Here is a 24458-nt window from a genome sequence, read left to right on the forward strand (position 1 = left end):
GAAAACAGTAGGGGTAACTCCTTAGATAAGGAATAAGCTAAGTACAATTCAATTGATGTATCAAGCAACAAATTTGCTCAAATATTAAGCCATCAAAATCACTTTTTTATGAGTATTTCAAAACTTAACTTCTGAAATAACCCTACCCAGTACCGAATGAATAAAACCACTGGTATTGGCGAGAGTTTAACCTTGTTAGATTTGTGTAATTTTTTGTTGATTTCAGTGTACGTACTAACTTGGTGGAAGCCCAGAAAAATAAAACTGGCCAATAATAAGAAAAAGTATTAATATAGTTAAATATTGATTCTAATTTAAATATGCAAATCAATAGATTTAAGTGTCACTTTTGGATTGGGGGAAGAAAAGAATGATTCAAGTTACATCTCCATTAAGATACCCAGGCTCTAAGCAGAGAGTTATGAAATTAATACGACCATATTGGGATAAGGTCAAGCATAATACATATGAGTACCGTGAGCCATTCCTAGGTGGCGCTTCTATTTTTCTAAATCTAACAACTCAAGGGAAAAAAGTATGGTTAAACGATAAGGATAGTAATATTGCAACATTATTTTCAGTCATAAGAGACCAACCAGATGAACTGTGCAGCATGATTGAAGATGTTCAACCCACAATAGAATTGTGGGAGAAAATAAGATTCTCTAGTCCTGAAGATGATATTGAAATAGCTTTTAGAACACTGTTTTTAAATCGAACCAACTATTCAGGGATACTTAGTGCAGCTCCAATCGGTGGATTTCGGCAAGAGTCTGAGTATCCGATTCATTGCAGATGGAACGGACAAGAATTAATAAAAAGGATAAAACTTTGTTCTACCGAGTTAAAAGATGTAAGAATAACTTCAGACGACTTTATGTTTCCGATAGTTGCACCGTCAAGGGGAAATGTCTTTCTAATGATTGACCCACCGTACTATATAAAAGGTAATCAATTGTATGACGAAGGAATGACTATTGAAGATCATATTCGATTAAGAGATCTACTTGCAACTACAAAACATAGGTTTTTGTTAACATATGACAATTGTCCTGAAATTAGAAATCTCTACGGCAATATGCCGGGAGTGCATTTTTTCAATACTGGTTGGGCCTACTCCGCAGGAACTGTTCAAAGTAAAGAAAAACGAAAACAAGGGAAGGAATTATTTATTACGAATATTGAAGAGATCTCCGAATCCCTTGATGGTATGCAATTCGAACAAGTTACTCTATCATAAATTAAATATTGTTGAGCCTCTAGATTTAATCTAAAGGCTCATTTTTAATTAATACATGAAGAATTCACTTTTTGTTTGCTTGCAACAATTCACAAAAAAGCTCATGGTGGTATGCAATAAATTTTAAATCTATTTTATGAAGGCTTAGTTTCAAAGTTTTCTTTATGTACTGGTTGTTGCTTTCAATGTGCTCTATTAATAAAGTCTCCGGATTGATAGATATGGATTTTCCATCAAACTCGGCATGGTGATTGGGACAGAGAACGATAAGATTGGATTCAATGTCAGGTCCGAAGTGTGGTCTACCTAAAGGTTTTAAATGATGTGCCTCGGAATAATAGCGATCTACGCCTATGATAATTGCCGATCCGCAGATTTGACAATGATTATTATACTTCTGTTTTAACTTTTGGGACATAGGAGTGTCCCTGATTCTTCTCACGACAGAGGAGACTAACGTTTGAGGCGGCTCCTCTTCTTCTGTTGATAATCCTACCGGAGCTAATTGCACGACATCTCTAAGATATATTTCCAAAGTTTTTTCCATTTGTTTAGTGTTATCGAAATTCTCTTCGAGTAATTCCAAATCGCATATTTCAAGATAAATCAAGTTGTCAAACATTTCAAATTTTGATAGTTTGAAAACAAAGACAATTTTTGTTTCTATCACTAAGATTCCTTGTACGGTACTTGCTATTGTTTCTGGTATACTATTATCAACAGGGTACAAAGTCCCTAATGTGATTGCTTCCTTATTTTGTATTTGATTAGCAATATCTTCATTTGCATAAAAAACAATTTTGTTTATTGTCGAACGTGAATTTAATAATTCATTTGCTAACTGAAAACCTTGAGGAGTTAGGGACCATTCACCTAGTTCATAGCCTGTAATCAACTGTTTATCTTTTAATGAATGGTGAGCCTTTCTTATTAGATTCATCCATCTGGGTGACTTATTTCCCTCATTTAAAACATCGTTGAATCTAAGATCGATAGTTCGCTTATACTCGTCAGTTATCATATTTAGGTTTGATGTCCCGTTGCTTTTAATCATACTATTTAGAACGAATTTTTCTTGGAAATCAAGCATAGATTAGTTCCTCCCTAACGATATTTTAATTTTTTGTATTTTATTTTGTAAATGGCGGAGGTAAGGAAATGTCGTTAAATGATCGAGAAGTTAGATTGGTTAAAAACATGCTTTCCGAAGGAAGAAAAATCCATGAGATTGCCAAAACACTTAATGTAAGTCCCGTTCAAGTGGCTTTAATCTCCTCTCAGAGAGATGTAATTAAGGTCGACCGCCCAATTTCATCCACTGAAAAATCTATTAGTATCGCAGAAGATGATGATACAACAACTAAACCAGAAAGCAAACAACAGAGGGTGGAAAATAGAAAGAATATTCACGGAGATATACTGATCGGTAAAACAAATGAAGGGGAACAAGTTATTTGGAATCCTTTAACTGCCCCCAACCCCCATCTTATGGTAGTAGGTGAAAGTGGTTTTGGAAAGACCTATGGCATAACGGGTCTTATATGTGAACTTTCACGCATAGGTTTACCAACAATTATCATTGACTACTCCCGGAGTTATGAAGAGAAGAACTTTCCAAACAAATTCAGAGGCAATTTCCAAGAAGTTAATATTGGCAAATTCGGTGTATCATTGAATCCCCTAGAAATTAGGGAGAGTGATGTCAGAGGTCCTTTGAGTGTAGCTGTTAGAATATCTGGGACATTTAATAGAATTTACAATATTGGAGTCCATCAGGAAGCACTTCTTCGAGAGGTAATAGTTGAAATTTATGAAAAGAGGGGAATTTATGAACAAAGTCCAGAAACTTGGACAAAGGATGCTCCTCATTTGTCTCATTTAGCCGCTGAGCTTCAAGCCATATCGGAAGATGAAGAAGACCAAAGGCAAAAAAGAGCCGAGCTAACATTCTCGCACATTTCGAATTTTTTTGCTTTTAATTCATTTAACCCGAATGGTGCTAAATTCAGTTGGCTCAACGGAATTAATTCCAATAAAATTACTGTTCTACAACTCAATGGGCTTGATGGTAAACCTCAAAAAGTGGTAACGGAATTTCTCTTGTGGGATATTTATTCTTACTTTGTTTCGCGAGGACCTAACAAACTTAGTTGTTTTCTTGTTTTAGATGAGGCACATAACCTGTCTTTTAAATCTGATACTCCTGTAGATAAAATAGTTAGAGAGGCTCGTAAGTTTGGCTTGGCCGCAATATTGGCCTCTCAACAACCTGAGGACTTTAGTGGTCCAGTTTTTACTTGTACTGGAACAAAGATTTGCTTTCAAGTTGCCGAGCAGAAAGGGAAGTTTATACAAAAGATTGCTTCAAAATGTAGTAGTAAACCGAACGAAATTAAAGATATTTTATCAACGATACCGAAAGCTCATGTATTTGTTTTATCAGAAAACAAAGGGAAAGTCTGCAAATTTGATTCGCATGAAAACAGGGGATTAGCTTAAGGGGGCGGCAAGTTTGAATTACCCAGTTGTTTATAATCAATATTTAAAAATGGTTTCAGATATTCTGGAGAGGTTTTCTTCTAATAAAGAAGACAGCGAAAAGATATTGGGACATTTGAAAGAAATGTCAGAGAGTAAATCAACTGCAATATTAGGTGGGGAAACCTTTATATCCCTTGATGTAGCAAAGGATGATTATCCTATTCATTGGGAAAATAAGGGGAAAATATTTGAAATTGTTGGAACCAACATGAGAAATAAGACTACAACGTTAATATATATCTCTACTCTTTTGGGTTTTGACTGGGCGGCAGCGGAGCCATACATTGAGGATAAAAAGTTAATTAAACAATCGAAAGTGATTATGAAAGAAATATCTAGCGGTGTATCGGCAACATTGGTTATTGACAACAGTAACTATAGATTTGAAGTTATAGTGAAGGATTCTATTGCCAACGTTGTAAGGTGGGATAAACTTAACCAAGGTCATCTTCCTTTACAAGATATAAGTTTATCTAGCGAATTAGATTGGAAAGAATATAGAGGAAAACTAGAGAACTTTTTTGATGTTCAGGTTGTAGGAGTAGGTAGAAATTTTGTTACCCAAGTAGGACACGAGGAAGCAAGCAATTTAGCTTTATTCTGTGAGGAAGCTAATAAGTATATTACACATTACACTCAGCTTCTCAATTCAAAGAAACCAAAAATTAGTCCCAAATTGCTACTAAGTCAGATAAATGACTTGAAACAAAAAATTATTGAAGTTACGAATGAAAGCAAACAACTTAATGATTTATTAAACATTACTAAAGTAAATCATTCTCAATTAGAAAAGGAACATGAAAAGATTGTTAGCATCTTAGCAAAAGATGAAGTACAGACATTTTTAAAGCTTGCGTTAGAAAAAACTAATATTGAACAGATTTTTGAAAAAATAAGGGTTAAACGATTAGAATTACAACAACTAGAAGAACAACAGAAAGATTATGAAGACATAATTATTAAGCAAACAAAGGATTTTGATATACTTCACACAGAAATTGCTATATTGAAGGACTCCATTGAATCAATAAAATCAAATTTAATTGTGCCTGAGAGTATAATAAAGGATTTTATCAGTGCTTTGGATAACAACGATATTACAAGGATTCGATTATTAGGTGATCTATTGTGGGTCGATGATAAAACTTACGAAGCTCACCGTGCCCTTGCAAACTATAGTTTTTCGGGAATAAGTTTGAAAACGAAGCTGTTGGGAATAGAGGTCTTCTCCGAAAAAATCCATAATCTTTCAGAGCTAAAACACAAGATGGAGCAGTCTGAAACAACGACACAGGAACTTTCAAAATTAACAGGAAATTTTGAAAGGCTCTTTGCCCAACTAAATAAATTAAAATTCAATACGACAGAAGAATACTTTTCCGATATAAATGGCATGAATGGACTTTCCAATATAGTTGAAGAATTACAGGAGCAAATTAGGACCACTAAATTAGAGATAGATCAATTGGAAAGGGCGTACAAGGATAAGAGTGGTCAATACGGTGAAATTGATGTCATGCGAAAAAAATATGATGCTGCTTACGTACTAGTTAGTGACGAAGATTTGGCTTACCTAGAAGAAGTTTGTGGAAACTATAATCTTACACTAGATTTTTCGTTACAAATCGAACTGGAAAAAATTATTAGCAGCAAACATTCATTAATGAAGGAAACGAGTTTAAAAATAGCGGATTTGAGGCGAGCAATTGAACAGCTAAGACATAGAAGGAAAAAATTGGAGCAAGAATACAATGCAATGGAAGTTGGGGGCGATATTGAAGTTAGAACAGTCCCTCTCATGAAGACAAAAGATCTTTTAGGAAATATATCTGAGTACTTTACTCATAAGAGAAGATATTTCGAAAGTAACGATGCAAATATTCTTACAAAGTTAGAGAAAGAAATTACTAGCAATGAGCAGAATTTAGGTAATGATTTTGAAATGGTAATAAAATTAATTAATGAAAGAATTAAGGATAGATGTCCTTTCGCATTCGTTAACACTGATACTGGGATAGAGAAACGAGAAGTACTAGGTTATGACTTCTTAAACAGTGACTTTTTTGTGGAGGGTTTACCAGAGACGTCAAAATTTCATGGTGGAATAACCTCTTCAATGACAGTATACGGGCTTGCTACTAAACGAACAGGTGCTGAATTAGGTTCTATTTTGTTAGTTGATGAATGGGGAGATGTAGGTGTCTATAAAGATTACGTTTATCAAGCATTATGCGGAATTGACTATTTGACCACAGCAATATTTGTTGACGTTGACGAAAATAAAAAGATTGCAGAACTCAAAGCGAGGAGATAAACTTTGAAAGTTGAAATTGCAAAATTATTAGGTTTATTGAATGAAGTATCTCTCAGTAGTAAATCATACGTTAATTCCAGGAAAAATTCAGATAGTGGTGAGTATTTTAAACAGTTGTGGACAGCACGGTCAGTAAGTAAATCAAAAGCTAAGGAAGAGCTATTAAATCAGAACATGGATTTATTTGTTGAAAATAAAGAATTAGTACAGTTTTTATTAGAAAATAAGGTTATTGTGAGTTTAGAACTGGATGAAAATGACAGCAAAGAAAATCTCTTGTTTCTCTTACCGACTGGGTTAGAGTTAATTAGTTTACTAACTGACTATTATGAGGATTATATCAGTTATACTGAACTTGAGGATAAAATACAGTTAGCAAATAACAACTTTTATAATAATTGTATTTTAGAGACTGTTAATAGGCTTCAGGAGCCTTTACTTGAAACCGAGGCAATGTCAGCAAAATCAACAGTGTTTTGTTGGTTTCTATTATTGACAGGTGCAACCTGTAAAGATAGGGCTTTTATTATTCAAAAGCAAGATAAAGACGGTGAATTTGAGTATCAAGAAGAAATAGTAAGGTATTTAAATGAAGTCTCGAAGTTTATTTTCCCTAACTCATTCAAAAATAAAACTGGGAAAATATTTAAAGAAGGGGATTTAAGTAACTTCATAAGAAGAAACAAGGAAATAAAAACATCATATGGTGAGTACTTTAAAATCGAAGATGAAGCTTTCTATTTTGATATTCATTCTCCAGATAATGAGAATTATTTAGCCGCTTTGAGTAAGGTCGTATCCATTACTCTAAAAAGAATTAATCACTTTAGTGTACCGGACGATGAGATGCCAACGACTATTGTTAAATCAATCGATGAGTATTATTTAAATAATCCTATTAAACAAGCCCATTTAAAATCCCTCTTTGCCGGTAGACCTGAATATTCCTACTTTCAGGAATTACAGTACGTTGTAAAGGATGAACTTGATAACATCTTTAGTGTCAACTAAAAGGCTCTCGGGGGTCAGTCGTTGTCTTTTTAAGCAAGCGAATACTGCCACATCAGTTCTGTCCATTTTACGCAAACCACACATGTGGAGTGCGTAATAGGAATTCAACGAATCGATACGTAGAAATCCTTTATTTTCAACACTTTGCGCGATTTATGACTTTCACGGCGGACGGCGCGGATTTCAAAAATAAGGTACTTAAAGACAAAATTGGAGTTTCCGTCGTTTTGGACATGGATTTGGACGTCGTGTGTGTAGACATGTTGAATTCGATAGAATAAGCCCGCCAGAAATTTGAAAATGAAGCCACTGTGATATAGAAATATTCAAGAGAACGCCATTATTGCGGTGTTCTCTTTTTATAATAGATACTATTCAAAAAGCCGGTTGCACTGTTATTCAGCGCAATCGGCTTTTTGCGTGAAAGGAGAAATGCTGGATGACGAAGGTAATCGCCCTCGCCAATCAGAAAGGCGGCGTGGGCAAAACGACAACGGCAGTTAATCTGGGAATCGGTTTGGCTGCCGATGGGAAAAAGGTTTTGCTGGTCGATGCGGACGCGCAAGGTAACCTGACGGACTCGTTAGGGTTCCATGAACCGGATAGTCTGTCGGTATCGTTAGCCACGTTGCTGGTCAAAACGATGCTGGAGGAATCCTATGAAACACAGGAAGGAATTTTGCATCACAGTGAAGGTGTTGACCTGATGCCGGGCAATATCGAACTGTCCGCTGTCGAGGTATCGCTTGTCAATACGATGAGCAGAGAAACGATCTTGCGTTCGTACATCGATTCGGTTAAAGCTGACTACGATTACGTTCTGATCGATTGTATGCCAAGTTTGGGTATGTTGACCATCAATGCGCTGGCGGCAGCGGACAGCGTCATTATCCCCGTTCAGGCGCATTATTTGCCGGCCAAGGGAATGACGCAACTGTTGCAGACGATTGCCCGCGTACGCAGGCAGATCAATCCGAAGTTGGTTTTGGACGGTGTGCTGCTCACGATGGTGGACAGTCGCACGAATTTCGCTAAAGATATTGCGCTCGTTCTTCGGCGCGATTACGGGGACAAGCTGCGCGTGTTCAACACTGAAATCCCTTTATCCATTCGCGCGGCGGAAACGAGCGCCAAGGGAAAAAGCATTTATGCCCATGACCCGGATGGGAAAGCTGCGGAGGCGTATGCCGCATTTACGAAGGAGGTGCAAGGCATTGGCAACGAGAGACGACAGGCTCGCCAGCATCAAACTGACCACAGTCGCTGATTTGTTCTCCACCGAAGAGAGCCGCGCCGATGAGCAGCGGGAAAAGGTGATGGAAATCCCTTTGTCGGAAATTAGCGATTTTCCCGGTCATCCATTCAAGGTGAAAGCAGATGAAGCGATGCTGGAAATGGCGGACAGCGTGAAGCAATACGGCGTTCTTGTTCCCGGCCTGGTGCGTCCAAAGGCGGACGGCGGCTATGAAATGGTAGCAGGACACCGGCGCAAGAAAGCGAGCGAACTAGCAGGTATGGAAACGATGCCTTGTATCGTTCGTGAACTGGACGACGATCAAGCAACTATCATTATGGTGGATAGCAACCTGCAACGGGAGTATATCTTGCCGAGTGAGAAGGCTTTTGCTTATAAGATGAAGCTGGAGGCGATGAATCGGCAAGGACAAAGAACTGATTTAACTCGTTCCCAAGTTGGGAACAAGTTAGATGGGAAAAAGTCCAGTGAAGTATTGGCGGAGCAAGTTGGAGAGAGCAAAAACCAAATATTTAGATATATCCGTCTTACCGAACTGACCCCCTCCATTCTCGAAATGGTGGACGATAAACGAATCGCCTTTAATCCGGCCGTGGAGCTTTCATACTTGGCCGAAGAAGAACAGCAAGCTCTGTACGAGACGATGCAGTCCGAAGATTGCACTCCATCGTTGGCGCAGGCACAGCGCATGAAAAAACTGAGCCAGGACGGGCGGCTTAACGTGGATGTCATCTTCTCGATTCTCACGGAGGAGAAGCCGAACCAAAAAGAAAAGATGACCATTCAGCGCGAGCGGATCGACCGCTTCTTTCCGAGGGACTTTAACGAAAAGCAAAAGGAAGACCTGATCGTGCAACTATTGGAAAGCTGGTATAAAAAGCGGCAACGGGAACAGGAACGCTAACTTGTATTTGAATACTTATCCTGTTCGTTGGCACTCTCCCCTATAACGGAGAGCTTTTTTATGCCCATTTTTGGGGAGGCGATAAGCGATGTATTTCACAAAAGGGAGGCGTCGTCAGTATGAGCGCCTGATGCAAGAAAAACCGGGTTTCAACCGCATTGAAGTTTTGGAGGATGAGACGGAGGAGACGCGCACGCGAAAAAAGGAATCTCGTGAAACCGGTCAATCCAAACGAAACCGGAGAACGAAGGAAGACCGCAACTTGCCAGGAAAGGAAGACGGACGATGGAAGAAATGAAGCGAATGGTGGACAACTACGAAGTCTATCAGGCCATCTCCATCGGGAAGGTGGAAGTGCTGCTTGGCATAGACGAAACCAATGTTGATCATCCGTACATGGTGTGTACCTGCACCCGAAACAATTCGTTGGGTGTCGAGCAATTTTACGCGATTTCAGCTGGCGCGGATTATCTTGAGGCCATGCATGACTTTATTTCCCGTGTGCAATGGGAACTGGAGGATCTCAAAGAAGAACGGGCAACCGTCTTGGTGCCCCTAACTCCCCTCACCCAGGCACAATGTCAGCCCATTCGCGAAGACATGCGCATTGACAACCAGGTCGTCGCCATCCGACCGGAACGGTTGCGTCCCGAATATCGCACTGCAGTTAATCAGCTTGTATTGGCACAAAGCGGTTTTGGCACCTCTGCCTATTCCCGAGGCCGCGCCGTCTACGTGTTAAATCTGTATACCGGAGAGGAGTCTCGCTGGAATCGGGAGGATTTTATCGGCCTAATAAAACCGGAGCATATGCCCGCATGGGCGCAAGAAAAGCTGGAGCAGCATCAGGCTGCGGTCCAGCAAAAGCTAAAGTGCCGTGACGATGCCCGGTAAAACGTTCGAAAGCATTTCAGTATTGAGGAGAGAGGAGACGTGAGCGATGTCGTGGACTTATCGGAACCGTAAGACGCTTATTATCACCGCGATCGCTATAAGTGTTTGTTTACTTGTGGCTGCGGTCATTTATTCTCTGATTAACCAATCGGAACAAAAGCAGAAGCAGCAGCAAATGAAGGAACATTATGAAAGGCAAATCGAGGAACTGAAAACGATAGAGGAACAATCGCGCAGAAACGTCTGGACCGTGGCGCGAACCATCCCGGCCGGCGGCACCGTGACGGCGCAAGACATTAAGGCTGAAACAATGCCTGCGAGTCTGGTGCCATCCGGGATGATTACCGATCAAAATTCGGTCATTGGCAAAAGAGTCAAAATCGAATTGCAGCCAGGCACGCCGTTGATGCCATCGATGCTGTACGAGGGCGCACCGATCCCCAAGGATTTACGGTTACAGGAGTTTCATGTCATTCAGCTTCCCTCCAATTTGCAAAAGGGGCAGTACATTGACGTGAGAATCAACTTCCCGACTGGCGAGGATTTTGTCCTGCTTTCAAAAAAGAAAGCGCGGGAGTTATCGGGCACGGTCATCTGGCTGGAAATGAATGAGCTGGATATTTTGCAAACGTCAAGTGCGATTATCGACGCCTACTTGCAAGGCGCTCGTCTGTATGCCCTGCCTTATATCGAGCCTGGATTGCAGGAAGCGGCAGTGGTCAATTATCCTGCCAATCCGAAGGTGCTCGATTTGATGGAACATGATCCGAACCTGCTCGAAAAAGCGACAACCGAGCTTGCCCGCAAGCTTCGCGCGACACTGGATGACAATCTCAAAGCGATGAGCGAGTCGGACAAACTGCGTGTGACGAGCGGCAGTGTAACGGTTCAGCAGCAACTGCAAAATGAGCGCATTGTTACGCAACAAGGCAATACCATGCAAGAAGCGATTCCGTCGCAACCGATAGACACATCATCAACAGTCGATTATGAACCGCCAACCGTGCAGCCGCTGCCCTCCCCTTCCGATTCGTTAACAACGAATGAAAATGGACCGGAAACGGAACCAGCGCCAGCGCCATCACTGCCGCAAGTGCCGGCTTTGCCGTCGGGAGAGCCTGCCAGCGAAGATAAATTGGAGCACATTTTTAATCAGTGAAGGAGGCCCTCATGAAAAAAATCGTGTTTTTCGGCGCGCCGGACAAAAGTCACTTGCTCCTTGTGCTGGGCAAGCTGCTCACGGCGCTGGAGCAAAAGGTATTGATCGTGGATTCTACACTCGCCCAATCGATGCAAGGCTATTTGCCTCAAGTGGAATTCGGCTATTCGCTGCGGGAGTTTGAAGGCATCGATGTGGCGACCGGGCTGCTCACATCAGCGCAACTGGAGCGCTCTGTCCTTCAATCCGCAGGCGAAGCGGCTTATGATGTCATGCTGCTTGACACCGATCACACCGAATTTGTGAAAGGACGAGACTTACCGGGCTATGACAAGCGGGTTTGGTGCAGCAATTACAGTCGGCTGGGCATGCAAATCAATGCGAGTCTGATGCAGCGGCTGTGCCTTCACGAAGCGGAGGGACAACCGCTCACCTTTTACAAACTGATTACCCCCACCTTGCCGACCGCCATACCTGAGTCGTACATCGATTCGCTGCTGCCGCACCAGACTGTGCGCTGGGAGGAAACCGTGTTCCGCTTTCCGCTTGACGAACGGAATCTATCCGTTGAGCTCGACAACCAGCATCATGGCCGCATCGACATCAGGCGGCTGTCCGGGACGTATCGCCGAACCGTGCTCGACATGCTGCAACAGTTGTTTGATTGCGATGCCAAAACGGCTCGGCAGGCATGGGCGCGCTCCCGAAAGCGCGCGTGAATCCGGTAATGTTGCACGAAAGGAGATGAAGCAATGGGTTTTACTGTGGTGTTCTGGAGTCCGATTTCGGGACAAGCCGGTACGACGAGCAACCTGATCGCCGCCGCCGCGCTGCTCGGACTTGAATATTCCTCGCGTCTTTTGCTGCTCGGGCATTTGCAAAGTGAATACGCAGCCATTGAACGCGGATTTTACCCAAGGCGATCTTGGACAAGCAAAGCGGACGTCACCTCCGACGTAGGAATTGACGCGCTGCTCAGGCTATTGCAAAACCGCAAGCTCGAACCGAAATTGCTACGGAATTACACGTTGCCGCTGCTCGCCGAGCGCCTCGACATCCTACCGGGATCGAACAAACCGGACGTATCGTTTGTTTCGTCCGCACGGGACTGGCTTGACTCGCTTTTGGAACTGACAAGGCGGGCATACGATCTGGTGTTGGTCGACGGAGGAAGCGGCGACGTGTCGGAGTGGACACGAGGTCTGCTGCGACAGGCGGATTTGCTGGTCGTCTGTCTGCCACAGAATATACTCAAATTGGAGCAGGCTTTTCCGCTGGTGGAGGCGCAGCTACTGTCCAATCGGAAGCTGTTGCTCGTTTTCGGACAAGTTGATCCTCGCTCGTCGTTGACGATCAAAAACGTCATGCGTCAGTTTTACCGCCGGGAGCCTGCGTACCCGATTGTCCATAATACGGGCTGGCTCGATGCCGCCCAGCAAGGAGACGCTATTCATTTTTTATTTCGCAACCGGAAGGTGCCTCGCGATCATGAAAACAGCCTTTTTGTGCAACAAGTGCGGGCGTTAGCGCAGGCGATCACCCAGCGCGCTGGTTTAGGCAATCCTCTTTTCGGCGGGAAGGAGGACGTTGGCAAATGATGTTCGTTTTGAACGGATTGATCATAGCAGGCATCCTCATCGCGGTCGGCGTCCTGCTCTATTTGCGCATGAGCCGCCGCTTGCCGGAGCAGTCGGACGAAAAGCCAGTCTATACGCTGGAAGCGATGACTGCGTTTGTGAAAGTGGCGCTGCATGAGATGACGAGCAGCAACCTGATCGACTATGGTTTATCGGAAGAAGAATACCGCCGCCGGAAAAACAAGCGCGCGGAACTGAAAAAAGCGCTGCGGGGCTGCACGTCCGGTGATTTGCGGGACAAGGCCTATGTGAAGCAAGTGATCACCGATTTGCTTGAGCAGCGCTATACACTGGACGACGATAACTTGAATCGGCTTCTGCCGTTTGACGATCCGCAAGCGCTCACGCCACAGGATCAGTTTGACATCCTGCTCTATCTATATAAGAAACAACATCGTTTGAGGGCGTTGGATGAACTGATCCAAAAATACGAACTGGATCGCCCCAAACGGAGCATGGAAGACGAAGAAATCGAATCTTACCGGATTACCGCTGATGAAATCCGCGACATCTACAAGCGGGAAGTGCGCAAGCTGTCCGCCGAAGACAAAACGCAGATCATCGTACAGCGGATATACCAGCAGTACAAAGGATTTAGCGTCATCGACGAAATCCGCGATATGAAAATCGATGGCGTATCGGGTGGCGTGTCCGGCATCCCGCCCGCGATGTGGGAAGGCGAGTGGAGCTTGGAGGAAGAAGCACAACTTCGCGAGGTGCCGAAGTCACATGACAGCGTATGGCTGTTTTATAAAGGAAAGTCGATTCATCTGAGCTTTCTGTCCTTCGGCTCGGAACAAGAGCTAAGGCGCGTGTGCCAGAATGTGTACAAGCATAATTTCCCCGGCCAACTGTCCGAAGCGAACGGTTTTAAGGTGAATGAAATGGCCGACGGTTCCCGCGTCGTCGTGTTGCGCCCCCGGTTCAGTGAATCGTGGGCTTTTTTTGTGCGCAAATTCGATGTCCAAAACGCTACGCTGGAACAGTTGATTCAAGACGATCATGCCGAACTTCCGATTGGATTGATTCGATATTTGGTCATGGGCGAGCGCATTACGGCCATTACCGGCGCGCAAGGCAGCGGCAAGACGACGCTTTTGATGGCGATGGTGCGCTACATTCCGGCTATTTTACCGATTCGGGTGCAGGAAATGGCCTTTGAGCTTCAACTTCGGAAAATTTACCGGGATCGCAACATTGTAAGTTTGCGGGAAACGGAAACGATCTCCGGGCAGGACGGGCTGGACATTCAGAAAAAAACGGACGGCTCGGTCAATATTTTGGGGGAAGTGGCGACCGACCCGGTTGCCGCCTGGATGGTGCAGATGGCGCAGGTCGCTTCACTGTTTACTTTGTTTACGCATCACGCCAAAACGTTCCGTGATCTCGTCTACTCGCTGCGCAATTCGTTGCTGAAGACAGGGGTGTTTACAAACGAGAAAGTGGCCGAGCAGCAGGTTGTCAGTGTCATCAACTTTGACATTCATTTGAGAAGGGACACGGACGGACATCGCTATATCGAGCGCATTACCGAGTGCGTGCCGGTGGAACAGGAGGTGGCCTACCCGGATTCGTTCCGCCACAAAGCAACGACCGAAGAGAAAATGACGGCGTTTATGGAGACGTTGCTCGAATACTTCCGCCGCACGACGGATCGACCGCTTTATGCCGCGCGCAATGTAATCGAATACCGAGACGGACGGTATGTCGCTGTTCATCCGCTATCCGAGAAAAGCCGCAAAGAAATCGCTGCTTGTCTCGCCGGGCCAGACCAGGCGGCGTTCGAGGCGTTTTTGGCGGTTCATTGGGGGGATAGCGATGAAACTTGAATGGCTGTCCCTATTGCTCGGTGCGGCGACGGTGTTGTTCCTCGCGATGTTGGCCGCGTTTCAATGGGTATCCCGCTACGGTTCGGACGTAGAGGCCGTTCGGCGGTATGAAGCGCTGCGCAAGCCGGGCAAAGCCCGCAAAAAGCAAGCGCTGTATAGCGTCTTGCAGCAGTTGTACCGCCTATGCGAGCGCGTGCCGATTCTGCGTGCCTATTTGCTTCAACTCCGTAAACGAATGACCATCCTCCAGCTTGGCGATGAATGGAAGCTGCGGCTGGAGACGATGAAGACGGCTCTAATTATTTGGGGCATGCTGATTGCAGCGGCTGTTCCGCTGGCATTCGGTGTTCGCGATCCGGTCACGCTTGGCATGATCGCCATCGGCTTCTGGGTTGGCCACGGCATCTTTTCGGACAACCTCGTCCATCGTCTGGAAACGCGCCTGCTACGGCAACTTCGGCATTTCTTCTCGGATGTGCGTCACCACTATCATCGTCATGGGATGGTGGAGGAAGCCATTTATGAAGCGACGGACGGTGCGCCGTATGAGATGGCGCTGCATGGACACGAAATATACGATGTGCTGACAACAAGCGACGCGGAGCAGCGGCTGGCGCAGTACATCGAGAGCGCGCCGAATCGCTATTTGCAGGGTTTGGCCGGGCTGTCGCATTTGGTGAAAGAGTACGGCGATAAACGAACCACTACCGGCTCCGTGTACTTGAAGGCGCTCGGGAAGCTCGCGACCGAATTGAATCTGGAACTGTTGCGTCGCGAGCGTCTTGGTTTCCTGTTGCAGGGACTGACCGCTATCGCGCTGTTGCCGCTGCTGTTTACCCGGCCGATTGAAGCTTGGGCCAGCCACTACTTTCCGGCGATGGACGCTTTTTATGCGAGCACCGCCGGCTGGATCGTGAAAATCGGCTTAATGGCGGTCGTTTGGCTGTCCTATGTCCTGCTGCGCAACATTCAGGAACTGGACGTGAGTCCAAAACCGACCGGCCGAAAAAGATGGGAGAGACGGGTGTACGAGTGGCCGTGGATGCGCTGGCTTGTGCATCGCATCAGCCCCGCCCCCGGTTCCCGAGAAGCCGACCGCATGGTCAAGTTGCTCAAGGAAACCGCATCGCAACTTCGGCTGGAATGGCTCTATGTACAGCGCATCGTGGCGGGAGGCATGGCGTTTTTGGTTGTGCTCGGGATGTTTATTGCGCTGCATGCCGCAAGTCGGCATCAAATCCTGTATGCGCCAGTGAAGCCTGGCATCTTGTTCGGCCAACTTTCGCCGGAGGAGGAAAACAAGGCGCGTGAAGCGGCGGCGCTCGATCGCCGCATCATTGATCGCGCTAAGGAGGTGAAGAACCGCACCGAAGAAACGGTTATGGCCTTGCTCCGCAGCGAATCGCCGACGACGAATCCGGACGATCAGCTTCGCACCGCGGCTCGGCGCATCCTTGGCAAGCTCGCGAAGCTGGACAATCAGTATGTGAAGTGGTGGGAAACGCTCCTCGCCGCTCTCGCGGGCTGGGGCGGCTACGCCATGCCGGTCGGCGTTCGGTGGTTCCAAAGGCGTATGCGGCAGATGGAGATGAAGCATGAAGTGGATCAACTGCATGCCGTCATCGCGATGCTGGCAGATATGGACCGTATGTCGGTCGAGCATCTGCTCATTTGGATGGAGCAGTTTGCCCGCGTGTTTAAGGAGCCGCTGCAGACCTGCTTGCTTCATTTCGAACAGGGCGCGGATCAGGCGTTGGCGCAGCTCAAAGAGGATGCGCCTTTTTTGCCGTTCGTCCGCACGGTTGAAAAGCTGGAACTGGCGGCGCAAAGCCTGCCGATTCGAGAAGCGTTCGACGATCTGGAGTCGGAGCAAGCCTACGCGCAGGAGCAGCGCAAACAGGAATATGAGCAATTGATCGAGCAAAAGGCAGGCTGGGGAAAATGGATCGGGTTTGCGCCAATGATGGCCCTTATTTTCGGCTATCTGGTCATTCCACTCGTTATCGTCAGCCTGCACCAAATGTCCGTTTACTACGAACAGCTTCAGCGCATCCAGTAAGCGGCCATGTTGCGTCGCTTTCCAAACAGGAAGTGTCTTTTTTATTTTCTATTTCATTTGAAGGAGAGATCGGTTCATGTCTAACGCACAGAAAGCACTCGTGATGGCAGCAGGCATTTTTCTTGCCATCGCACTCATTACCCTCGCCGTTGTGTTGTTTATTTCCGCACAAGACTCAACCAAAGCGGCGCAAAGCAATTTCAGTAACATTCAGACCGAACTGTCACAAACGGCGTTTACAGTGTACGACAACACGACGCTATCAGGAAGCCAGGTGGTTAATGCGCTGCGCAAGTTCAGCGATCAAGACCAGTTTGGCATTCAGATCGTCACGGGGAAAAATCCGGTCGGCCAGTGGTATGGAAAAGTGATCAATACAGGCGTTCCGATGGACAGCGTAACCTATGGTTCGGTCATTGGCGTAGCGCCGGGGCAACTCAGTCATGCGGTCGATGAATCAGATATAAACTACGTCAATCCGAGCGGCAAATTCCGGGCGCAACTGGTTCACGACAGCAGCAACGTCATCCGCGGCATCGTGTTCCGACAGCAATAAGCGATCGATACCTTGACTATCATAAAACGCTTATGGGGTGTCCTCTACTGACGGACGCCCCTGCGTTTCCAAGGAGGGAAACCAATGGAACATGCCCCCAGGACGATGCTGGAGATGAGTGTGGCTTGTCTCCTCTTTCTGATGGCTGTCACAAGCGGGCTTCTGCTCTTTCAAACCGGGGCTGCGCTGAACTCGACCGCCTATGTGTCGGGAAAGTCGCTGGACCGCAACATGCAGCAGTCGTTTTCGCCCCAGGCTGGCGATGGCATCGTATCCGGCGCAGAGGTGGTGCAATCCATTGCCCGTCTGGAGACGGGAGAAGCGGAAATCGTGGTGGACGGCGTTCGATATGCGCCGCCGCTTGATCGGGAACAGTTCGTCCCCTTCGGGATTCGCTTGAATGCCCGGTATTCGGCAGTCGCCCAGCGGGATGCGTCCGGTCAGCTGCTGCGCCTTATTTTCGTCTCACGTTAAGGAGAATGCCATGAACAGTATTTCGAAAATATTTGCGTTGCTCATTGCCATTCTATTGCTCTACCTTTACCCAATTTCTGCTGCATTCGACCAACAGGACGATGTTTCCGAACTGGTCGTCCTGAAAGCGACGACAGCTTTTGTGGACGCGGTACGGGATAAAGGTTATGTGTCGCCGACCATGTATAACGACTTTTTGGAGACGATTGCGGCAACGGGCAACACCTTCGATGTGCAGATGGAACACGGAAGCAAAAAGTACGTGCCGGTGTATGACGACCCAACAAGGCCGGAGACTTTTCGGGGCAGCTACGAAGTTCACTACTACACGTATTATAACGCACAGATCCTTCCCGTTCTGTTCCCGAACAGCACGGCCGGAAAAGATGATGTGGCGCGACGTTACAAGTTGTGGGTTGGCGATACCTTTGCGGTTACGGTTGAAAATACGAACCGGACACCTGGCACGACCCTATTCGATTTTCTGAACCAGGCCATCAGTCCGATCGAAAAAATATACCTTCCATACGGCGGGGTGGTGCGCAATGAAGATCATTGAATGGGCCATTGTTGGGGTGCTCATTTTTCTGCCATTTGCGACGGTGAACCGGATCGAAGTCGAAACGCAGCGGAAGGCGCTATTGACCGAACTGCGGTATAATGCCGCGCTGAATGCGGCGGTGGATGACGCGGCGAGAACGTTGACTGTCAATGCCAACCAGCAACGGGAGACGCAATACGAATCGGCCAAGCGGGTGGCGCTGAATAAAGACGAAGCAATTGCCGCTTTTTATCGAACGCTATACACAAACTTCGGCATCGCCGACGATCCCATTGCGCAAGGAGTACTCAACCGGTATATCCCGGCAGTCGTGGTCATCGGGTACGACGGCTTTTACATCTATGCCGAGGACGAGTGGACGGGAACTGACGGGAACACGGAACGAAAACCGGTTTGGGGAGCGAAAAAGCCGTATGCCTACGCCGATCTATCGGGCAACAGCCTTTCGTTCACGCTGGACGATTTCGTCCTCGCTTACGATGCGGGCAGCCGAAGCTGGCACGAGGGCTTGCGAGTCGACGTTAGACAGCAGACGAACATTGCGCTGCTAAAAGACGCGGAGCGATTCGAGCAGGTGCGCCGAAGTACCATTGTCCGCGCAATCGAGGACGAATTGGCCTACCGGATCAACAAACATAACGAATCGGTTTCCCGATTTGGTCTCTCCTACACGTTCACGTTGCCAACGATTTCGCAAGAGGAGTGGCACAATACCGTGGATGATGTCGGGGTACTTGCCTTTATTCAAGGCATTCCGATGGGAGGCAAGTTTTATAACAACTACGCCCTCGGCGGAAGCCGCGTGCTCAAGAAGCCGGAGATTGTTGGAGCCAGAAAAGGAAGCATGAAGGTGTATTATCACACCACATGCGGCTTTTCCTATCCGGTGGAAGAAACGTTTTCCAGCGAAAAAGCGGCTGCGCTAAAAGGCTATATGCCGCTTGGTTGTCCGCCTGCACCATCGTAACAAGACGACAGCTATTTCAGAAAGTGGACACTCCGCCGATTCGGTTCTATGATGAATCTAACAGTCGAAATCTACCAAATTCGTCATTAGCAATAATATTGAGAGGAGTGAATCGCGTGAGAAAATGGATATTATCGGGGCTAGTCACCGTTATGCTTTGCAGCCTGTTCAGTATGATGGCAAACGCGGCGAGCAAACCTCCATCCTTTGTCAGCGTCGTTATGGACGGTCATAAAATCTGGTTTCCCGACGCACAGGCTTTTGTGGATGAAAATGGCCGGACGCTCGTGCCGGTTCGATTCATCGCGGAAAAGATGGGGATCAGAAAACAAAAGATTTAGAAGTGAAACTAGAAGTACCGGAATAATGATTTTAAGTCTATTCCTCAATAACTGAGGACAACGATTATTCTGAGGTAGGCACTAAACGGCGACGTTTGTTATTGGAATTGAATTCTCATTGTATTTGGATGGATTGGAAATAAGCGTGATGCAAGCGCGGCTACATTGACTGTATAGCATGTAATAGGTATAATAAAGTCAATATACAGCTATGCAAGGAGAGAGTTAGATGATTATCAAACCTTCCGCCAGTATCCGGCAAAACTATAATGAAATCGCCGATCTATGCAAAACATCCGGGGAACCGGTTTATCTAACCAAGAACGGTGAAGGCGATCTCGTCGTGATGGACATAGAGACATTCTCCCGTCGCGAGAAGATGTTAAAGCTGCGCGAAGAACTGCTAGCTGTGCAAGAAGATCGTTTGGCGGGCCGTGTTGGTGTGACGCCGGATGAATTGGACGCTTACCTGGAGGGCATTATTGACGAGGTGCAGCATGGAAAAGATGCCCCGATATAAGATCATCGTTTCCGATCGCGCCCGCCAAATGCTGGCGACTCATGTGCGATTTCTTGCGGAGAAAAGTCCGGATGCGGCGCGAAAAACGAAGAACGAATTGCTGCAAGCGATACGTTCCTTGGCGCGAATGCCGGAACGCTATCCTTTTCTGGAAGCGGAATTTATTCCGTCAAACAAGTATCACAAGATGTTCGTGGAAAAGTGGTATCTGGTGTTATATCAAATTCAGGATGAAATCGTGTATGTCGATTTCATTGTAGACTGTCGCCAGGATTACCGCTGGTTGGTGCGATAACATAAAAATTCCGAGGAAGACGCTGAGTGGATCGGCGTCTTTTTTGTGTATTTGAGGGTCCCCTCTTTTTCCCGGGAGGTGCCTTGAAGGCGACGCGAGACGGATGTCTCGTGTTGCAGCAAGCACTGAATTTGGATAGCCAAATTCGCTTGTTAGGGGCTTTGCCCCTAAGACCCCGCGTCGCAACGCTATCGTTTCGGTGACCGAATGGGTTTCAGATTGGTTGTTTATCGCGTCGGCGACTCGTTTCATGAAGCCGACTTTTGAAGGGGGTGATCGAAGTTGAGGAAGCGGTCGATTTCGGTTCTGGTACGGTTGAATGAAAAAGAACACGCGCACCTTGCCAGCCAAGTCCAAAAATCGGGGCTATCGCAGGAGGCGTATATTCGTTCGCTCATCAATGGCTATGTACCCAAGCCCCTCCCGCCGCCGGATTATTTCGCGATGATGCGTCAGCTTCACGCTATCGGCAATAATCTCAATCAACTGGCGGCGAAGGCGCATACGACAGGGCATCTGGATCGGGCGGCGTTTCAGCAGGTGGCCGATCAGTTGCGCCGCGCGGTACAGCATATCCAGCAGGCAGTAACTTCACCCGAACGCATAGCCGAACCGAACTTCACGAATCCCGAGGCGCATCCGCCGTAGACGAAGGAGGTGTGACGCATGGCAACGACGGCGATTTGGGATGTCGCCGACCGATTGAAGCGCGTTATCGATTACGCCGCCAATCCCGAAAAAACCGCAATAGATCGAGCGGAACAGCAAAGCTTACATCAAGTGCTGGCTTACGCGAGAGACGGCGACAAAACGGAGAAGCAATTATTTGTGAGCGGCATTAACTGCGACCCGCTGACCGCCTACGAGCAGATGCAACGGACGAAACGGCAATTTCAGAAAACGGACGGCATTGTGGCGTTTCATGCGTACCAAGCATTCGCGCCGGGTGAAGCGACGCCGGAAATGGCGCATGCCATTGGCGTGAAGCTGGCGCAGGAATTATGGGGAGAGCGCTTCGAGGTGATCGTCTCGACCCACTTGGACAAGCAGCATTTGCACAATCATTTTGTGCTAAACTCCGTTTCTTTTCTGGACGGCAAACGCTACTACGACAACAAAGCGTCCTACGCCCTGCTTCGGCAAACGTCAGATCGGCTGTGCCGAGAGCATGCGCTGTCAGTGATCGATCATCTAGAACCGGGTAAAGCCAAGCACTATGGCGAATGGAAAGCCGATCAGGAAAACAAACCGACATGGCGGGGACTCATCCGCTCCGATGTCGATCAGGCGTTAGCGGGTTCCATGACGTGGACGCAATTTATCGTGGCATTGCAGAAGCAAGGCTACGAGGTGAAGCCAAACGTCAAGCATCTCGCGGTACGTCCTTCAGGCAAGGAGCGCTTTGTTCGTTTGCGCAGCCTTGGGGACGACTATACCGAGGAAGCGCTGAAACAACGCATTTTGCGGAATCGTCTCCCCCGTCGCCCACAGCCTGAACCTAAGCCGCGACGCAGACGTGTCGTTTATAAAGGAACGCTCCAATCTACCAGACGTTTCAGCGGGTTGCAGGCGTTGTACATTCGCTATCTATACAAAATGGGCTTGTTGCCCGCTCGACGCGCGTCCTCCCGAAGGACGCCTTTTTTATTGCGGGAGGATTTGCGGCATATGGCGACCATCAGCTCACAGACGAAGCTGCTTTGTCAGCACCGTATTTCCAGCAAGGAGCAGCTTCTAGCGTTTTCGTCCGTTGCGGAGCAAGAGATGAGCCAGCTTTGCGGCGAACGCAAAACGCTCTACAACCGTATCCGCCGCGCGAACGATGCCGTTCAGATCGAAGCTTACAAGGCGCATATTGCCGCGTTGTCGAAGCAGATTGCCCGACTGCGAAAGGAGGTGAGGCTGTGTGAGGGCATTCTTGCCCGATCCGATGAAATGAGGACGAAGCTTCAAGCGAGCGAGCTACAGGAGAAGCAGTCACGAAAGGAGATGGACAGGCATGAGCAGTGGAGCCGAAGCGGCCGATCAGGTGGTGAGCATGAGCCTGCGGGGCATCGAGGTGATGGCCAAGATTTCCGGCGAAGGCGCTAAGCATTTGGCGGTTTATTTGTTTGCCGCACTGCAAGGACAGAAGCGGACGAAGGGCAGCATTCGATTGGAAAGCTTGCTCCGTAGCGGCAAGGAACTGAAGGTATTCGCGGTCAAAAATGAAGATCTCTCCACCTTCTGCAAGGAAGCGAAGCGGTATGGAGTCCTGTATTGCGCGCTGCGGGACAAAAAGAATGTAGACGGTTTGTGCGACGTGATGGTGCGAGCCGAGGACGCATCGAAAATCAACCGCATCGTTGAGCGCTTCAAGCTGGCGACGGTCGATACGGCGAGCATCAAGAGTGAGATTGAAAAAACACGCGCCAAGAAACAGGTTGACGAACAAGCGGCGGAACAACCGCAACAACCCGAATCGGGGCAGAAGTCGGAGCAAGGCGCGACGGGCGAAGGTGCTTCGTCGGAAAGGAGCGTGGACGATTTTTTGGACGAGCTGATGGGCAGTCCCGAAGCGGCGCAAACCGAGCGGCATCCCGAACAGACGCAAAGCGCGCCGCAGCCGGACGAACCGACGCGCCCATCGTCCAAGGCGAGCGACAGCGCAAACCCCAAGACGGCGACGATGGAGCGGCCCCATCCGTCCGAGCCTATCTCAGAGCGCAGCGCGGCATCCGCAAGGGGTACTACGACTGAAGCCGGGCAGCAGGCAGCGCCACAGCGGCAGTCGATTCGCGCACTGCTCCGCGAGCTTCGGGAAGAAAACCGCAAAGCGGAAAAGGAACGCCGTCAGCCAGACAGGGAGCCATCGTTGCCGAAACGGAGCGAGCGCCAAGCTGAAAGCACGAAGGCGGCGCAAGTGAAGACAAGCCGGACGAAGACGAACAAGCCGAAATCTGCGGGAAAGCGAGGTAAAGCCAAATGAGCAGCTTCGACGATCTGTTCCGGCAGGAGGCATCCGACCGCTCCATCGCGAACGCCTCCGAGCAGCCGTTCGATAAGGAAGCGTGGGCGCAGAGGAAGCAGGAGCTCAGACAATGGACGTATGACACGATTGATGCTGCCACGACAGGCATCGCGCAAAACGGCGAGCAGTTCCGGCAATATTTGGACGTGCAAAGCCGTTTTGACCGTTACAGCGTCTCCAATGCGCTGCTCATTCTCGTCCAGCGACCGGAAGCGACGCGCATTGCCGACTTCGACACATGGAAGGAGCAAGGCGTGTACATTCGGCGAAAGGAAACGGGCTTTTACATCCTGGAGCCTGGAGAGGAATATGAGCGTGAAGACGGCACGAAAGGCATCAGCTACAATCCGAAAAAGATGTTCGACATCGCCCAGACGACCGCCAGTCCTAAGCGGGAGCAACCGCAGCCGTGGGATGAGCGAACGCGCATCAAGGCGCTCATGGATCGCTCCCCCGTTCCGATTGCGATGAGCGATACGCTTCCGTCGGACGTGCAGGCGCTCTATCAGCCGGATACGCGCAGCATTGTCATCCGTCGCGGCATGGAGGCCGGGGATATTTTCCGTTCGCTCGCGCATGAGCTAGCTCATGCAGAACTTGAACGCGGCGATAACCGTTACAGCCGCTCCGCTTACGCCTTTCATGCGTACTGTGCGTCGTACATGCTGTGCAAGAAGTTTGGCGTCGAAGCATCGTCCTTCCGTTTTCAACGTGCCCCGGAAAAGCTGAAGGACAAAGAACCGCAGCAGGTTCGCGCAGAGCTGACGGCGATGAAGGATGCCACGCATGAGATCGCTCGCCGAATGAATCGGATGCTGGTGCAGCAACAACAGCGGCAACCGAATCGGACGGACAAGGCAAGGTAGGAACGCCAACAGAAGTCCGCCAAA

The 24458-nt window shown here is 47.8% G+C and carries 25 protein-coding genes; 24 read left to right on the top strand and 1 reads right to left on the bottom strand.

What is annotated here, in order from left to right; translation table 11 throughout:
* Positions 1-370 precede the first annotated feature (370 nt).
* Positions 371-1240 carry a DNA adenine methylase gene (locus PVA01S_RS21370; RefSeq protein ID WP_127609397.1) on the top strand — a complete coding sequence of 290 codons (870 nt, stop codon included), beginning with the start codon at positions 371-373 and terminating at the stop codon, positions 1238-1240.
* A gap of 64 nt (positions 1241-1304) precedes the next feature.
* Here PVA01S_RS21370 and PVA01S_RS21375 read toward each other — a convergent pair whose 3' ends face one another.
* Complete coding sequence (locus PVA01S_RS21375) at positions 1305-2330, bottom strand: HNH endonuclease (protein WP_127609399.1); 1026 nt, start codon at positions 2328-2330, stop codon at positions 1305-1307.
* A 68-nt stretch (positions 2331-2398) separates the two neighbouring features.
* Here PVA01S_RS21375 and PVA01S_RS21380 point away from each other — a divergent pair, with 68 nt between their 5' ends.
* The 23 genes from PVA01S_RS21380 to PVA01S_RS21490 all read left to right on the top strand — a co-directional run bounded on the left by PVA01S_RS21380 (position 2399) and on the right by PVA01S_RS21490 (position 24434).
* Positions 2399-3739: an ATP-binding protein gene (locus PVA01S_RS21380; RefSeq protein WP_127609401.1), complete on the top strand. Its 1341-nt coding sequence runs from the start codon at positions 2399-2401 to the stop codon at positions 3737-3739.
* A gap of 13 nt (positions 3740-3752) precedes the next feature.
* Positions 3753-6095 carry a coiled-coil domain-containing protein gene (locus tag PVA01S_RS21385; protein WP_127609403.1) on the top strand — a complete coding sequence of 781 codons (2343 nt, stop codon included), beginning with the start codon at positions 3753-3755 and terminating at the stop codon, positions 6093-6095.
* Between the two features lie 3 nt (positions 6096-6098).
* A complete protein-coding gene (locus tag PVA01S_RS21390; protein ID WP_127609405.1) occupies positions 6099-7106 on the top strand; it encodes a hypothetical protein in 1008 nt (335 codons plus the stop codon).
* A 439-nt stretch (positions 7107-7545) separates the two neighbouring features.
* Positions 7546-8373, top strand: coding sequence for a ParA family protein (locus PVA01S_RS21395; RefSeq protein WP_127609407.1), 828 nt, complete (start codon positions 7546-7548; stop codon positions 8371-8373).
* Positions 8321-9265 (top strand): ParB/RepB/Spo0J family partition protein, encoded by a 945-nt coding sequence (locus PVA01S_RS21400; RefSeq protein WP_254611424.1) that lies wholly within the window; start codon positions 8321-8323, stop codon positions 9263-9265. Before PVA01S_RS21395 ends, PVA01S_RS21400 begins: the two co-directional genes overlap by 53 nt.
* Before the next feature lie 88 nt (positions 9266-9353).
* Positions 9354-9563: a hypothetical protein gene (locus PVA01S_RS21405; RefSeq protein ID WP_127609411.1), complete on the top strand. Its 210-nt coding sequence runs from the start codon at positions 9354-9356 to the stop codon at positions 9561-9563.
* Positions 9551-10159: a hypothetical protein gene (locus PVA01S_RS21410; RefSeq protein WP_127609413.1), complete on the top strand. Its 609-nt coding sequence runs from the start codon at positions 9551-9553 to the stop codon at positions 10157-10159. The genes PVA01S_RS21405 and PVA01S_RS21410 overlap by 13 nt, the downstream gene beginning before the upstream one ends.
* Positions 10160-10205: 46 nt before the next feature.
* Positions 10206-11318, top strand: coding sequence for an SAF domain-containing protein (locus tag PVA01S_RS21415; RefSeq protein ID WP_127609415.1), 1113 nt, complete (start codon positions 10206-10208; stop codon positions 11316-11318).
* An 11-nt stretch (positions 11319-11329) separates the two neighbouring features.
* Positions 11330-12037: a hypothetical protein gene (locus tag PVA01S_RS21420; protein WP_127609417.1), complete on the top strand. Its 708-nt coding sequence runs from the start codon at positions 11330-11332 to the stop codon at positions 12035-12037.
* Positions 12038-12070: 33 nt separating this feature from the next.
* Positions 12071-12916 (top strand): CpaE/TadZ family protein, encoded by an 846-nt coding sequence (locus PVA01S_RS21425; RefSeq protein ID WP_127609418.1) that lies wholly within the window; start codon positions 12071-12073, stop codon positions 12914-12916.
* Entirely contained in the window at positions 12913-14784 is a 1872-nt protein-coding gene (locus PVA01S_RS21430) for an ATPase, T2SS/T4P/T4SS family (protein ID WP_127609420.1), read from the top strand. The genes PVA01S_RS21425 and PVA01S_RS21430 overlap by 4 nt, the downstream gene beginning before the upstream one ends.
* Positions 14774-16843 carry a CBS domain-containing protein gene (locus PVA01S_RS21435; RefSeq protein ID WP_127609422.1) on the top strand — a complete coding sequence of 690 codons (2070 nt, stop codon included), beginning with the start codon at positions 14774-14776 and terminating at the stop codon, positions 16841-16843. The genes PVA01S_RS21430 and PVA01S_RS21435 overlap by 11 nt, the downstream gene beginning before the upstream one ends.
* Positions 16844-16919: 76 nt before the next feature.
* A complete protein-coding gene (locus tag PVA01S_RS21440) occupies positions 16920-17399 on the top strand; it encodes an ABC transporter permease (protein WP_127609423.1) in 480 nt (159 codons plus the stop codon).
* An 84-nt stretch (positions 17400-17483) separates the two neighbouring features.
* Positions 17484-17873 carry a hypothetical protein gene (locus PVA01S_RS21445; RefSeq protein ID WP_127609425.1) on the top strand — a complete coding sequence of 130 codons (390 nt, stop codon included), beginning with the start codon at positions 17484-17486 and terminating at the stop codon, positions 17871-17873.
* Positions 17874-17883: 10 nt separating this feature from the next.
* Positions 17884-18432 (top strand): hypothetical protein, encoded by a 549-nt coding sequence (locus PVA01S_RS21450; RefSeq protein ID WP_127609427.1) that lies wholly within the window; start codon positions 17884-17886, stop codon positions 18430-18432.
* Positions 18419-19402 (top strand): hypothetical protein, encoded by a 984-nt coding sequence (locus tag PVA01S_RS21455; protein WP_127609429.1) that lies wholly within the window; start codon positions 18419-18421, stop codon positions 19400-19402. Before PVA01S_RS21450 ends, PVA01S_RS21455 begins: the two co-directional genes overlap by 14 nt.
* Positions 19403-19518: 116 nt before the next feature.
* Complete coding sequence (locus PVA01S_RS26975) at positions 19519-19743, top strand: stalk domain-containing protein (RefSeq protein WP_174817605.1); 225 nt, start codon at positions 19519-19521, stop codon at positions 19741-19743.
* A 229-nt stretch (positions 19744-19972) separates the two neighbouring features.
* Complete coding sequence (locus PVA01S_RS21465) at positions 19973-20263, top strand: type II toxin-antitoxin system Phd/YefM family antitoxin (protein WP_127609431.1); 291 nt, start codon at positions 19973-19975, stop codon at positions 20261-20263.
* Complete coding sequence (locus tag PVA01S_RS21470; protein ID WP_127609433.1) at positions 20241-20558, top strand: type II toxin-antitoxin system RelE/ParE family toxin; 318 nt, start codon at positions 20241-20243, stop codon at positions 20556-20558. The genes PVA01S_RS21465 and PVA01S_RS21470 overlap by 23 nt, the downstream gene beginning before the upstream one ends.
* 282 nt (positions 20559-20840) lie before the next feature.
* The gene (locus PVA01S_RS21475; RefSeq protein ID WP_029197861.1) at positions 20841-21206 is read left to right on the top strand and encodes a plasmid mobilization protein; all 366 of its coding nucleotides are present in this window, start codon (positions 20841-20843) and stop codon (positions 21204-21206) included.
* Between the two features lie 18 nt (positions 21207-21224).
* On the top strand, positions 21225-22649 hold the full coding sequence (locus PVA01S_RS21480) for a relaxase/mobilization nuclease domain-containing protein (RefSeq protein WP_127609435.1): 1425 nt from the start codon (positions 21225-21227) through the stop codon (positions 22647-22649).
* Positions 22558-23526 (top strand): PcfB family protein, encoded by a 969-nt coding sequence (locus tag PVA01S_RS21485; protein ID WP_127609437.1) that lies wholly within the window; start codon positions 22558-22560, stop codon positions 23524-23526. The genes PVA01S_RS21480 and PVA01S_RS21485 overlap by 92 nt, the downstream gene beginning before the upstream one ends.
* Complete coding sequence (locus PVA01S_RS21490; RefSeq protein WP_127609439.1) at positions 23523-24434, top strand: zincin-like metallopeptidase domain-containing protein; 912 nt, start codon at positions 23523-23525, stop codon at positions 24432-24434. The genes PVA01S_RS21485 and PVA01S_RS21490 overlap by 4 nt, the downstream gene beginning before the upstream one ends.
* Positions 24435-24458: the final 24 nt, after the last annotated feature.

Origin of the sequence: Paenibacillus validus NBRC 15382, from assembly GCF_004000985.1 — a bacterium.
GTDB classification, from domain to species: Bacteria; Bacillota; Bacilli; order Paenibacillales; family NBRC-103111; genus Paenibacillus_G; species Paenibacillus_G validus.